The sequence below is a fragment of the Rhizorhabdus sp. P4_G5 genome, assembly GCF_056401065.1.
This window is the reverse complement of sequence record NZ_JBFUKB010000007.1, coordinates 12,911-27,197: the sequence shown is the minus strand read 5'-3', so window position 1 is coordinate 27,197 and position 14,287 is coordinate 12,911. Positions and strand designations below refer to the sequence as shown.

Below are 14,287 nucleotides of genomic sequence, written 5' to 3'. Positions count from 1 at the left end.
GATGATCCAGCGGCGTGCCGGTGGCGGTCGGGCTGCGCCGCGTCAATGCGTTGCCTCGCGGATCGCCGAGACGAGCTGTGCCGGATCGAAGGGCTTGACGATCCAGCCCTCGACCCCCGCATGGGTGGCGCGCGCCATCTTCTCCGCCGAGTTCTCGGTGGTGAGCACGAGGATGGGCATGTCGCTGTGGGGCCCCTGGCTGCGAACCGTCTCGACCAGATCGAAGCCGTCCATGCGCGGCATGTTGATATCGGTGATCATCAGGTCGGGCCGTGCATTGGCGGCGAGCCATTCGAGCGCGGCCCTCCCATCCTCGGCTTCGGCGACGGCATAGCCCTGTCCGGTCAAGGCGAAACGCAACAGCATCCGGATGCTGGGGGAGTCGTCCACCGTCAATATCGTCTTGCACACGTGCGTCTTCCCGTTGCCAGGCATCGCAGCCCATAAGCAGAGCTACGCGAAAACCCGTTAACGGCGCGTTTCCATGACGGCCGGGCCACAGGAAAAGCTCCTGAGCATTGGCGAGCGCGCGGGTGGGGCGATGTCGCGCTCGCAGCAAGAGCCCGGGGCGGCCGATCTCACACTGCAAGGAAAAGACCCGCAAATGCCGTAGATATCCGGCTTATATGGGCAATGATTATAATATAATTTCTCTGTTTGATGCCGATGGCATCCAATATAACAATCAAAACAGTTATGATGGACATAGGTCGCGTTGGCGGACGATCATCTACTTGCAACGCTATCGGAGATACCGTCCTCCAACTGGCCTTCGTTCAGGAAAAGCTTTCCCTCCTCATGGGGCCGAACAACGAAAAGAAGAAAGTTTCGGCAGGGATATGATCTTTTTCCGATTTTGTTGTTGCGCTCTCGATATTTCAAGGTAACTCTCTAGAAAGACAGGGGTTTTAATCGAGGATCGGGCACGAATGACCGCGGATACGCCGTGACGGCACACCGGATTGTCTACGTCCTCGACGATGAGGCGGTGGTCAGGGCGTCCGTCGTCAGCCTGATCCAGGCGCATGGCGGATATGAATGCCGCGAATATCGCAGTGGCCATGCCTTCATCGAGGCGCTGGACACGCTGCAGCCAGGCTGTGTTGTGCTCGACCTGCAGCTGGACGGTGTCAGCGCCGACGCGGCGATGCAGGCGCTGTCCCAACGCGTCGACCGGTTTCGCATGATCGTCGTGAGCGGCTGCGGCGATCTTGGTGCCGCGGTCGAGGCGTTCCGGGCCAGCGCCGTCGATTTCCTGCACAAGCCGCACGAAATGCGGCCGTTGCTCGATGCCCTCGCCCGTGGCTTCCACCTGCTCGAACGCGGGGTCGAGCCGTCGGACCTGGTGGCTGAAGCGAAAGCGCGGATCGCCAGCCTCAGCGCTGTCGAGGCGGAGATATTGGCGGGGCTGATCGCAGGCGAGACCAACCAGGAAATGGCGCGCGCCATGAACCTGGACCCGCGCGCCGTCCAAATACACCGCGCCCGGGCGCTGGCGGCACTCGATGCGCCGTCGATTCTCGCCGCGATGCGGACGGCGGCGATCGCCGCCTGGCCCGAGACGGCCGCAGCCTGAGTGACGGCAAACGGATTCTAGAGTGATTCGAGCCGGATGGAATCACCTGACGACCCGGAAATCACGGCAGCACAAGGAGAAATGGACTCGATCCGGTTCAATTCGAACGGGATCGAGTCCAGGGCGGATCGATACCGGGTAGGGGCTTTCCCGGATAGTAGATCCACGCAATGCGAGCGCCTGCTGCCAACTCCTATGCTACGGATGCTGCGTCGGCATCTGCGGCCAGGCTGTTCCTCCCCCCCATTCGGAGCAGCCCCGTGACATCATATCCGCTCGACGTGGCTGACAGGACCGGCAGCATCCCCCGCTGCCGGCCCTGTCATCCTGTCAGTAGCGGAGCCGTACTCCGCCATAAGCGGCGCGCCCGCGCTGGCCATAGCCGGTGGCCGTTTCATACTGTTCGTCGAACAGGTTTTCGACCCGCGCGAACAGCTCGACCGCCTCTGTGATCGGCATGGTGGCGCGCACGTCGACCAGCACATAGTCGCCGAGCCTGCGCGTGTTCGCGGCATTGTCGAAGCTCTTGGCGACATGGGTGATCGTCGCTCCCGTCTTCAGCCCGAACGACCAGTCATAGTCGGCGGCGACATTGACGCTCTGCCGCGGCCGGCGCGCCAGCTGCTTGCCGAAATTGGGATCGCTGCGTTCCCGGTTGCGGGCATTGGTGAAGCTGTAATTGGCGGTCACCAGAAAATTGGTGGCCGGTGCGATCCGCAGTTCCAGCTCGACGCCCTCGGCATGCGCGCGCGCGATATTGGCATAGGTGAAGGTGCCGAGATCGAAGTCGATCTGGCTCGTGACCCGCCGGTTGAACCAGATCGCGCTGACCGCTAGGCTGTCGCCGATCAGCGACTGGCTGATTCCAGCGTCCCAGCCCCTTGCTTTTTCGGGCTGCAGGAATTTGAAACCGAAATCGCCATAGAGCTGGTACAGCGTCGGTGCCTTGAAGCCCTCGCCATAGCTGGCCCGGATCGTCGTCTTGCCCGCATTGGGGCTGTAGGCGGCGTCGGCGCTCATGGTGGTGGCATGGCCGAACTGGCTATGGTCGTCGTAGCGGATGCCGGCGCCGAGGTTCAGTCCGTCGACCGGCTTTGCATGCACGTCGACATAGACGCTGTCGGTGTTCGCCTTCTTGTGTACCGGCTGCAAGGCTGGGAAGGAAAAGACGCTGACGATGCGGAAGCGCTCCTGTTCGTGCTCAGCGCCGAATGTCGCCTGCACCGGGCCCAGATCGGCGACCCCCTGATATTCGAAGCGCAGGTTGCGGCCGCGCGTGTCGAAATTCTTCAACGGCGTTCCGGCCGGATCGTAAGTGGCCTTGTCGACCAGCGTATAGGCTGCGGCGAGGCGGTTCTTCAGCCGTCCGTCGAACAGGGCCGCGTTGATTCCGCCATAGCCGACCATCTGCTGCTGGCGCTGATATTCGGCGGTGTCGGCAAGCGAGTAATTGGGCGGCGGGAAGCCGTCGAGGTCGACCTTGCTCTTCGTATAATAGCCGCGCAGGTCGATCGAGACCGCGTCGCTGATCTCGGTCACGGTCTTCAGGTTCGCGCCGAACAGGTGATGGCCGTCGCGCTCGGTGCCGCTGTCGGCCACCGAAATCCCATCGGTCGTCAGATAGCCTGCGCCGGCGCTGAAGCCGACCGGGCCTGCCTTGCCGGTGACGGCACCGCTGACATGGCCATGATCATAGCGGCCATAATCGGCGGTCGCGCGAAAGCTGAGCGCGTCGGTCGGCTCCCGCGTGATGATGTTGACGACGCCGCCGATCGCGCGGCTCCCCCACAGCACCGATTGCGGACCGCGCAGCACTTCGATGCGCTCGAGATTGTCGGTCAGCAGGTCGGCGAAGTTAAACCCGCCGCCCGGCGATGCCGGATCGTTGATCTTGACGCCGTCGACCAGCGCCACCGTCTGCTCGCTCGCCGCGCCGCGGATGAAGATGCTGGTGAAGGCGCCGTCGCCGCCATTGCTCTGGATGGTCACGCCGGGCATCGTGCGCAGCAGCTCGGCCACGGACAGCGTCTGGCGCTGCTCGATCTCAGGCAGGCCGATCACGCTGATCGACTTGCCGACTTCGGAGATTTTCTGGTCGTAGCGCGCGGCCGTCACCACGATGGTGTCGGCGCTGTCGGCGCTGTCTTCGGCATGGGCGGCGGCGGGCAGAAGCGCCAGTGCCGCGATGAGGCAGGTATTGAACGTCCGCATGGATTTTCCTCCCATGGATCAAGCCAATGGGGTCCTGCGCGGTGGTGATGGAGAACGCCCCCGCCGCGCACGACCTCAGTCGAACGTCGTCACGCGAGGTTTCGCCTCGTTCATGTGGTGCACCCCGCCCGCATGATGGAACGACCGCGACGGGCAGGTTTCCTGGCTCTCGGGTCCCGGCAATCGCCCCGGCCTTCCCAGCCCCCCGAAGGTGGCCAGTGACGCGAATTGGGGCGATCGCTATCCGATCACAGTTGCGGGGGCAGCTTGGGCCGGCGGGGCGAGCCCCGCTTCCAAATTCCCTTTTCCCGTTGCCGGGATCCTGTCGCGTCGGCGCCTCTAGACGCAGCCCGTCCTTTCCGCAAGGATTTGGTTGCGGTGCAGCAACGAGCGGCCTTCAGTGCGGAGATTTGCCAGCGACGAGACAAAGCAGTGCTGAACGCTGCGCGATGAAGTCCGGAAATGCTGCGCGTGATGGCGATCACATGCCATGCAAGTCATTGTGGGATTGATGATTGTCCATGACAATCGATGTAAGCAAGGCTAAGAACCGGTCTTCGGCGATGGGGTTCGCTGATCAGGGCTATACGGGGGGGTTTTTGCGTACGTCGCTCTTCTCGGCAGCAGCCTTCACGGCGCTGCTTCTGGCATCTATGCCGAACACGGCCGCCTGGGCACAGACTGCTCCGGCTCCCGTCGCTCCGACTGCGCAACAAATTGCGCCCACCCGCGAAGAAATCGACCGGCGTCCGCAGGAGCAGGCACCGCGCTCGGCCCGGCTGAAGATCGACGGTGATATCGAACGCGCCCCCTGCGCCCTCGATGCACCGGCTTATGCCGACATCAAGGTTACGATCACCGGCGCGGAGTTCAACAATCTCCAGGGTATTAGTCCGGAAGAGCTCAAGCAGAGCTACGCGCAGCTGCTCGGCCCCGACCGCCCCATCAGCACGATCTGCACGATCCGCGACGCCGCCGCGACCGAGCTGCGCCGCAAGGGCTATCTCGCGGCGGTGCAGGTGCCGGTGCAGCGCATCGAGAATGGCGTCGTCAAATTCGAGGTGCTGTTCGCGAAGATCGTGGCGATCCGCGTGCGTGGCAATGCCGGCAAGGCGGAAAAGGTGCTGGCCGGCTATCTGTCGCACCTGACCGACGAGAAGATATTCAACCGTTATGTCGCCGAGCGCTACCTTCTGCTCTCGCGCGATCTGCCCGGCTATGAGGTCCGCCTGACCCTCAAGCCCGCCGGCGGCGCGCCCGGCGAACTGGTCGGCGAGATCAGCGTCGTCCGCACGCCGTTCGAGGCGAGCGCCAGCCTTCAGAATTTCGCCGCGCATAGCGCCGGGCGCTGGACCGGCGCGCTGTCGACCCAGACCTATGGCCTGCTCGGCGGCGACCGGCTGACCGCCTCGGTGTCGAGCACCGCCGACTTCAAGGAACAGCAGATCGTCCAGCTCGGCTACGACACCAAGCTGGGCAGCGAAGGGCTGACGATAGGCGGCAACTTCACTTATGCCTGGTCGAAACCGTCGATCGGCCCGGCGGCCGGCTTCGCCAGTCCAGAGATTAAGGCCCGGACCCTCTTCGCCACAGGCGAGGCAAGCTATCCGGTCATCAGGACTCAAGGCTTCAGCCTGCTCGGCGCGGTCGGATTCGACTATCTGAACCAGAATGTGACGTTCAATGGGCGTACCGTTGGCGCGACGACGATTCCACTCAGCCGTGATCATCTGCGCGTAGCTTTCCTGCGCCTCGACATGGATGCCGCCGACGTGGCCGAACGGCGCGTGCCACGCTGGCGCGCCTCCGGTTCGTTAGAGTTGCGAAAAGGCCTCGACATATTCGGAGCGTCGCCCCGGACGCCCCGTCCTCCCGTGACGTTGCCAAACGGCTACGTCGGCCCGAGCCGGCTTTACGGCGACCCAGAATCTACTGTGATCCGCGGTTCAGCGTCTGTCGAACTCAACATGGGTGGTGGCTTCTGGGTGGCGGCGATGCCACGCCTGCAATATGCCTTTGATCCGCTGCTGGGCTTCGAGCAATATTCCGGCGGAAATTACTCGATCGGCCGGGGTTATGATCCCGGCACGATCAGCGGCGACAGCGGCATCGGTAGCAGCTTTGAGCTGCGTTTTCCGCGCGTGGCGCCTTTCCCCAAGGTCAATCTTTCGGTGCTGCCGTTCACGTTCACCGATATCGCTTGGACGTGGAGCAAGAAGGTCAATCGGCTTGCGGGCGTCGACAATCCGGACCAGCTGATCTCGCTGGGCGCTGGTCTGCGCGCGCTGCTCAACAATCGCTTCCGGATCGACGGCACCGTCGCGGTGCCGCTCAGGGCGGCGGGGCTCCAGACCCGCAACCATGATCCACGCTTCCTCGTATCGATCACCAGCAAGCTTTGGCCGTGGGACAACCGTTAATGCGTAAGTCGATCCATTCGCGCGATCCGTTCGCGCGCCACAACCGGGGCGGCGCCGGCTATTCGAGAACCGTCACCTCGATGCTCGCGGTGGCGACCATCCTGGCGATGCCGGCCCGCGAGGCGCTGGCGGCGAACGGCTTTCTCGGCAGCCTGCCGGATGCGACGTTCAACGCCTCGGCGAGCAACTCCTCGCTCGGCATCTTCGTCTATGACGGGACCAATTACAGCGTCAGCCGCACCGATCCGGGCGACTCCATCACCATCAAGGCGCCGCAGGCGACGATCACCTGGCATCCCAACGATACCCAGAGCGGCGGCGGCGCGATCGACTTCCTCCAGAGCGGGACCGTCAGCTACAATGCGGGCGGCAATGTTCCCAATGGCGAATATACCGTCCTGAACCGCATCATCGCCGACGATCCCAGCCGCAAGATCCAGTTCAGCGGCGGCAGCATCACGTCCAATCCCGGCGGCAACATCTGGTTCTACACGCCGGGCGGGCTGCTGATCGGATCGGGCGTAACTTTCAACGTCGGCGGGCTGCTGTTCACCACCGCGCCGGTGACCAGCGTCGACACCGATCCCAACGACGGCACCGTCACCGGCGTGCATACCGGGGTCGCCGGCTCGGGCACCGCGGTCCAGATCGACAGCGGCGCGTCGATCACGACCCAGGATTATTTCGGCATCCTCGCGCCCCAGGTGATCCAGAACGGCACCGTCAACGCAGGCGGCAGCGTCGCCTATGTGGCGGCGAGCCAGGTCGACCTCACCACCGACAGCGACCTGTTCAACATCTCGATTCCGGTCGGCGGCGGTACCGATGTCTCGAACGCGCTCGTGCATGGGGGGACGACGATCGCCCATGTCGACGGCACGGACGACGCGGCCATCAGCCACGCCATCTATGCGGTGGCGATCCCGAAGAATATAGCGGTCACGATGCTGCTGAGCGGCGGCACGATGGGCTTCACCGTCGCCAATGGCGCGTCGATCACCAACCAGGGCATCGTCCTGTCGGCCGGCCGAGACACCTCCGCCGCATCGATCGGCGCGGTGGGAGCGGCATCCGCCGGCGCGACCGGGACGGTCAACCAGATCACCGGCGGCGATTTCAGCGGGCCGGTCTATGTCCAGACGAAGGACTCGCTGACCCTGTCCGGCCCGACATTTTCGTCCGATGCGCCCTTGCCGAGCGAAACGAACATCGTGGCCAGCGGCGCTGCGACGAGCATCGTCGACGGTGTCTTCGACGATGAACTCACGACGCTGACCAACAGTGGCTCCGGGCTCAACATCGCCAGGGGCACGTTCGGACTCGACCTGACCGCCCACGCGGTCACTGCGCCGATCTTTATCTCCGACAGCAGCTTCGCGAGCGGTGCCTCGATCATCGCTACCGGCGCCGGGCTCACCCTCGCCAACGGCACTTTCGCCGGGACGCCCGGCCAGAGCAGCACGGACATTTATTCGACGGGTGCCCTTCTCACGATATCCGGCGGCTCGTTCGGTGGAGATACCCTCATCCACACCGCCTTCGGCGCCCCGGTGAGCATCGACACGGCGGCGGGTCAATCGGCGACATTCAACGGCTCGCTCGCCGTCAACACCACCGCGTCGTCGATCAACAGCTCCGCGACCGGAGGCAACATCCTTCTCGTCAGTTCCGGAAGCGGTCGGTCGCTCACCTTCAACGGCAACGTGACGTTGACCGCCCAGGGCCAGGGGGAGGAGAGCCAGAACGGCACCGGCGGCAATATCAATCTCGTCGCCAATAGCGGCGGCGCGATGACCTTCAACGGCGGGTTCACAGCCGATGCCGGCGGCTATGGCGGAACTCCCGAGACAAGCGGCAATGGCGGCAGCGGCCAGGGCGGCACCGTCGTCGTCCTCGCCGGAGCGTCGGGAACGATCACCGCCAACAGCGGCATCGATCTCGATGCCAGCGGCGCGGGCGGGAGCAGCGGCAGCGGTCAGGGCGGGGCCGGGCAGGGCGGCTATGTCAGCATCCAGGCCGCAACCGGCGGAACGCTCAACGTGACCCAGGGCTCGATCGACCTCGAAGCCAACGCGCAGGGCGGCAATGGGGCGACCGGCGGCGGCGCCGCGACGTCGGTGCTTCCCCCGAACGGCTCGCTCAAGGGGCATGTCGAGATCTTCGCGATTGGCGGAGCGATCAACCTTGGTGACGCGACCCACAATGTGTCGGTCTATCTTGGCGCCGACGCCAGGGGCGGCAGTGCCTATCAAAGCGGCGCGGCCGGCAATTCGAGTGCCGGATCGGCCGGCATACTCACCCAGGACGCAGGCACCGTGAGCCTGTACGGCTCGACCGATATATCGGCATATGCCGATATATCGAGTGGCTCTGGCGGAGGTGGCGATGCCTCGGGCGGGTCGTTCTCACTCCTCAACGACGGCACCGGATCGGTCTATCTCCACGGCGGGCTCGACGTGTATGTCTACGCGCGCGGCGGCTCGAACCTGCGGGGCGGCAACGGCGGCAATGCCACCGGCGGCACCAGCTTCATCCGGGCCGGCAACAGCGCGGTGACGACGATCGACGGCAGCATCTATGTCGATGGCAGCGCTGATGGCGGCACCAGCGGCAGCGCGACGGGCGGTATCGGCAAGGGCGGCGACCTGTTGGCAGGCAACGGCGCGGGCACGCTCAATATCCATTCCAGCCTATATTTCTATGCGGATGGCACTGGCGGTAATGGGCTTGTCGCCGGCGGCGTCGGCAATGGCGGCCGATCGGTCCTGTCGGTGCGGACGGCGGGCGGCACGCTCAACGCCGATGACACTGTGTATCTGTCTGCCGAAGGGCGTGGCGGCGGGGGCGGTTATCAGCACATCGGCAGCGCGGCCAATTCCAGCTTCGGCACCGGCGGCGTTGGCCGTGGCGGAACGGCTGGCTTCGAGGTGATCGGCGGCACCATGGTGATCGGCGACAATGCGACAGCCTATGCCGGCGGCTATGGCGGCGACGGCAACACCGGCGGCATCGGCTATGGCGGCGCACCCGGCGAGAACACCTTCGGCGGTGCGTTCGCCAACGCCACCGCTGGTTCGATCACCTTCAACGGGGCGGGCTGCGTCGAGTGTTCCTACGGTGGCGGACTCGTCCTCAGAGCCGTCGGCGAGGGCGGTTATAGCGAGCATAATGGCAACGGCCAGATCGGCCGCGCTGGCGACGCCTATGGCGGTTATGCCGAAATACTCTCCTACACCGGCAGTGCACCGGGCACGATCACGGCCGACGGCACCTATGTCGATGTTTCCGCTTATGCCGGGATAGGCGGAGACGCCGTCGTCGACGGGATGCCGGCCGGCCACGGTGGTGACGGCTTCGGCGGCAACATCCTCGCCGTGGCCCATTCGGGTAACGGCCATCTCGACATGGGCGATACTACCCTCAACGCCTTCGGCTTCGGCGGCGACGGCGGCCGCGGCAATAACGGGGAGAGTTCGACCGTCGCCATTGGCGGCGGCGGCGGCAGCGGCCAGGGTGGATTTATCCAGTTCGGCACGGTCAGCGGCACTGCGGGCGGGACCGCGGCCGGCGACAGCCTGTTCGGAAATGTCCTCGCCTATGCGGTCGGGGTCGGCGGCGATGGCGGCAATGGCGCGAACGGTATCTACACGCCCGCAGCCGGCAACAGCCCCGAGGTGATCATCAATGGCACCGATGGCGGGCCGGGCGGCAATGCCATCGGCGGAATCGTGCGGCTCCTGGGCCTCGGCGCGTCGATGGAGGCTGGCGATGTCGGTCTTTATGCTGCGGGCCAGCTTGGCGCCGGCGGCCCCGGCGGCGCTGCCCCCAGCGGCGGGACCGGCGGAACGGCCGGAACGGCCGGCGCCGCGGGTACCGGCGCTGGCGGTCATGTCGAGCTGCTGGCGGCAGCGCGGTTCAGTGATCCGTCGCAGCTCGGCTCGATCGATATCGGCGATCTCTTCGCCGAAGCTTCGGGCAGCAAGGGCAGTGGGAACACCGGGTCCACCACGGCCGGCTGGTTCAATATCACGACCACCGGCGGCACATTGCGCGTCAATGGCACGACCAGCCTGTTCGCACCCGGCGACACCGCTTCGAGCAACTCGAGCGCGGTTTCGGCGACAAACGGTACGATCACCTTCGTCGGCGACTTCGTCGAGAACGGGGCGGCGGGCATCAGCTTCAGCGCCAGTCCTGCAACCGCCCTCGTCCTGCCGGCGAACTGCACCGTGAATGGCGATCCATGCGGCGCGGTCACATCGCCGCCTCCGCCGCCCGTGTCGCCCCCGCCAGTATCGCCGCCCCCGCCTGTGTCGCCGCCGCCGGTGTCGCCACCGCCTGTGTCTCCGCCGCCGCCGGTGTCGCCACCCCCTGTTTCGCCGCCGCCGGTGTCGCCGCCACCGCCGGTAGAGCCACCGCCTCCGCCTCCGCCGCCTCCACCGCCCCCTCCCCCGCCGCCGCCGGTGACGGAGGACCCCGAAGTGGTCGAGACGGTGTCGATGGAGACGGACAAGATCACCTCGAGCATCCAGTCATCGCTAACCGGAACCCGCGTCGCGGGCGGCAGCATCAGCAGTTCGTCCGACGCCGGCGCCGATGGTGGCGGCGGCGGCGGATCGGATGGCGGCAGCGCCAGCGATGCCGCCGCGTCGAGCAGCAGCAGCAGCGCGAGCGCCGACGACAGCGGCGGCGACAGTAGCGCCGACGAGGGCGGCGACGAGGAGAGCAGCGAGAGCGCGAGCACCGGCGGCTCCGGCGGCGCTGTCAGCGGCGCCAATGTGCTGGTCGATACGAGCAACATCGGCTCGACGGGTCAGCAGATCGACACGCCGGTCACGAGCAGCGGCAACAGCAGCTTGTGGTCGGGAGAGGATGGTCTCGGCGAGACGCCGGGAGGGGGTCAGTAATGCGTGCTAATCGTCTTGGCCTCGGTGCGGCTTTTCTCGCCACCCTGGCGCTCAGTGCCCCGGTGACGGCGCCCGCTGCGACGCAGCCGGGTGGGCTGTCGCTGCGCAACAGCTTCCGGATCGGATCGTCCGGCGTGCTGTGCACCGCGCAGAACCGCGCGGTCAGCCCCAATCTGGTGAACATGTTCGATCGCGGCTACCGGATCGTCTGCCGTGATGCGGCGGCACCCGTCGGGCGTCTGTTCGCGCTGCGCAAGGGCAAGGACGATCCGGTCGCGCGCGTCGCCGCCAATGCCGACACGCCGCTGAAGTGCGAGGCGCCGACCAGCGTCGCGATCGGCGGGCTCGGCAATGTCCAGGCGAGCGAATGCATCGATCCGACCAACCAACTCGCCTATAAGAGCTATGCCTATAGCAAGGGCAACACCGTCTACATCGCCGACGGGCTGGGCGGCTATGACAGCGCGCTGCAGCTCGGCCTGCGCACGATCGTCGCCGATGCCATCGTCAAGGGCGAAGTGCAGGTCGCGACGACGTCGGCCGGCGACCCGGCGGCCTTCGCCCGCGTCCAGGCGGGTGCGCTCGACAGCGACAGCGCGCTGGCCGAGGCGTATTCGCGCAACAATGACGGCTCCTATGCCGAGGCTTCCGAGTTCTTCGAAGCGCTGGTCGAACGCGACTCCACCGGTCCGCGCGCAGACACGCGGCTGTCGGAATATCTCGCCAACCAGGCGCTGCAGGAATCGAACCAGCGCAATTTCTCGGCCGCGGAGTCGCTGTTCGTCCGCGCCTCGACGCCGAGCGCGCTGGCCGATCCGGTCACCGGCCGCATGCTGCGCAACTTCCACGCGATCCACAATCTCAACCAGGACCGGATCAAGGAAGCGGTCGCCGAACTGTCGAAGCCCGTCGCCGAGATCGAGGTGCAGGCCAAAGCCGACGCAAAGCTGGCCGGCGGCGAAATTCCGGACGATGTCGCCGAAGATCTCAACCGCGAGAACAAGCAGATGAGCGAGTTGGGCGGTGCCCTGGATGGGCAGCTGCAGCCGTTCGAGCGCGCGCAGATCCTCGATGCGCAGGCACTGCAGCTGCGCGGCGTCGCCTATCGCATCGGCAAGGATTACGCCAAGGCCCGCGAAAGCTTCGCCCAGGCCGTTACCGCCATGCAGGGCGTGCGTGAGGGCAAGCTCAACAGCACCGGCTGGCTGCGCTCCGGCATCCAGAGCGAGCTGGCGCTGGTGGCGGAGGCCGAAGGCAATATAGCCGAAGCCGAGCGGCTCTATGCCGACGCACTGCAGGTGGTGGAGATCCAGCATCCCAACACCGCCATCTCGCTCGGCGCGAAGGCGCGCTTCGCCGGCTTTCTCAGCCGTCACGGCCAGGGCGATCGCGCTGCCACGATATATGGCGAAGTGATCTCGGCGGCGGAGAATCTCCCCGGCGCAATGAGCTCGATCCGTTCGCTGCTGCGGCCCTATTTCCGGCTGCTGGCCGAACGCGCCGCGAGCGACCCCAAGGCGGTGGCACAGATGTTCGGCGCGAGCCAGGTGATGCTGCGCCCCGGCATCGCCCAGACCCAGGCGTTGCTCGCCCGCGAGCTGTCGGGCGGCGACGACGAGGCGGCCAGCCTCTTCCGCCAGTCGGTGACGCTGTCGCGCTACATCGCCCGCGCGACCGGAGAGATCGCCAAATTCTCGGCCAATCCCAATCCCGCCGACAAGCCGGCGCTGCTCGATGCGCAGGCGCGGCTCGCGCGCTATTCGCGCGACCAGACCGTGCTCCAGTCGAAGCTCGCGCAATTCCCCCGCTATCGGGTGTTGTCGCCGGCCACGATGCAGGTTGACGAGCTGCAGAAGGCGCTCCGTCCCGGCGACGGCTATTACAAGGTCACGCTTGTGTCGCAGGACGCCTATGCGATGTTCGTCACCAGGGATGTCGCCCGCGCCTGGAAGCTCGATGTCACCACCAAGCAGCTCGAGGACATCGTCGCGCAGATCCGCGACTCTGTCGTGAAGGTCGAGAATGGGCAGGTCGCGACCTATCCGTTCGACGTGGTACTGGCGCGCAAGCTCTATGTGTCGCTGATGGGGCCGGTCGATGCCGAGGTCCACCAGGTCACCAATTTCATCTGGGAGCCCGACGGTCCCCTGCTGCAGCTTCCCGCCAATCTGTTGCCGATGGAGCAGGGCGGGGTGGATGCCTATCTCGCCCGTCTCAAGAAGCCCAACGCCGACGACTTCGACTTTCGCGGCATCGCCTGGCTGGGCCGCGATCGCGATATCTCGACGGTGGTGAGCCCGCGTTCCTTCGTCGACGGGCGCGGCGTGGCCGGGTCAAAGGGAACGAAAGGCTATATCGGCCTGGGCGAAAATGCCCGACCCGCGCTGAATCCCTTCTTCGTGCCGCCGCCGGCGATGGCCGACAGCTGCGCCTGGCCGCTGAGCAACTGGAACAACCCGATCTCGTCGTCCGAACTGTTCCTGGCGAGCGGTATCATCGGCAAGGACAAGTCCGCGCTGATCACCGGGGCCGATTTCTCGGATTCGACGATCGAGGGCCGCACCGACCTCTCCGACTATCGGATCATCCACTTCGCCACCCATGGCCTCGTCACGGCGCCGCGCCCCGAATGCCCGGCACGGCCGGCGCTGCTCACCTCGTTCGGTGGCGGCACCTCTGACGGGCTGCTGTCGTTCAAGGAAATCTTCGACCTCAAGCTCGACGCGGATGTCGTCGTGCTGTCGGCCTGCGACACCGCGGGCATGGCGACGGTTTCGGCGACGCGCGAGGCCGGCGTCACCACGGGCGGTAATTTCGCGCTCGATGGCCTGGTCCGCGCCTTCGTCGGCGCGGGCGCCCGGACGGTGATCGCCAGCCATTGGCCGGTGCCGGACGACTTCAACGCCACCAAGCGATTGATCACCGGATTGTTCACCGCGCCGCCGGGCACGCCGATGGCGACCGCGATGCGCAAGGCGCAGATCGGCCTGATGGACGATCCCAACACGTCGCATCCTTATTACTGGTCGGCCTTCGCCATCGTCGGCGATGGCGAGCGGCCGCTGCTGCCGGCGGACCTGCCGGCAAGCGCGGTGCAGTCTACCCATTGAGCTTCGGTCCCGCGGAGGGCAGCCGCGGGATTGTTTCGCGGGCCGAGCTGGACAAGGGCTGAT

The 14,287-nt window shown here is 65.8% G+C and carries 6 protein-coding genes and 1 riboswitch; of the genes, 4 read left to right on the top strand and 2 right to left on the bottom strand.

Going from position 1 to position 14,287, the window contains the following annotated elements; all coding sequences use genetic code 11:
- Positions 1-42: 42 nt before the first annotated feature.
- Positions 43-411 carry a response regulator gene (locus AC1DQK_RS13890; RefSeq protein ID WP_477871472.1) on the bottom strand — a complete coding sequence of 123 codons (369 nt, stop codon included), beginning with the start codon at positions 409-411 and terminating at the stop codon, positions 43-45.
- Between the two features lie 535 nt (positions 412-946).
- Here AC1DQK_RS13890 and AC1DQK_RS13885 point away from each other — a divergent pair.
- The gene (locus AC1DQK_RS13885) at positions 947-1,576 is read left to right on the top strand and encodes a response regulator transcription factor (RefSeq protein ID WP_477871470.1); all 630 of its coding nucleotides are present in this window, start codon (positions 947-949) and stop codon (positions 1,574-1,576) included.
- 330 nt (positions 1,577-1,906) lie between these two features.
- Here AC1DQK_RS13885 and AC1DQK_RS13880 read toward each other — a convergent pair whose 3' ends face one another.
- Positions 1,907-3,787: a TonB-dependent receptor plug domain-containing protein gene (locus AC1DQK_RS13880; protein WP_477871468.1), complete on the bottom strand. Its 1,881-nt coding sequence runs from the start codon at positions 3,785-3,787 to the stop codon at positions 1,907-1,909.
- Between the two features lie 135 nt (positions 3,788-3,922).
- A riboswitch (cobalamin riboswitch) is annotated at positions 3,923-4,128 on the bottom strand.
- A 258-nt stretch (positions 4,129-4,386) separates the two neighbouring features.
- Here AC1DQK_RS13880 and AC1DQK_RS13875 point away from each other — a divergent pair.
- The 3 genes from AC1DQK_RS13875 to AC1DQK_RS13865 are packed head-to-tail and all read left to right on the top strand — an operon-like array spanning position 4,387 to position 14,224.
- Positions 4,387-6,207, top strand: a complete 1,821-nt coding sequence (locus tag AC1DQK_RS13875; RefSeq protein ID WP_477871466.1) for a ShlB/FhaC/HecB family hemolysin secretion/activation protein — start codon at positions 4,387-4,389, stop codon at positions 6,205-6,207.
- On the top strand, positions 6,207-11,114 hold the full coding sequence (locus AC1DQK_RS13870; RefSeq protein ID WP_477871464.1) for a beta strand repeat-containing protein: 4,908 nt from the start codon (positions 6,207-6,209) through the stop codon (positions 11,112-11,114). The genes AC1DQK_RS13875 and AC1DQK_RS13870 overlap by 1 nt, the downstream gene beginning before the upstream one ends.
- Positions 11,114-14,224, top strand: a complete 3,111-nt coding sequence (locus AC1DQK_RS13865) for a CHAT domain-containing protein (RefSeq protein ID WP_477871462.1) — start codon at positions 11,114-11,116, stop codon at positions 14,222-14,224. Before AC1DQK_RS13870 ends, AC1DQK_RS13865 begins: the two co-directional genes overlap by 1 nt.
- Positions 14,225-14,287: the final 63 nt, after the last annotated feature.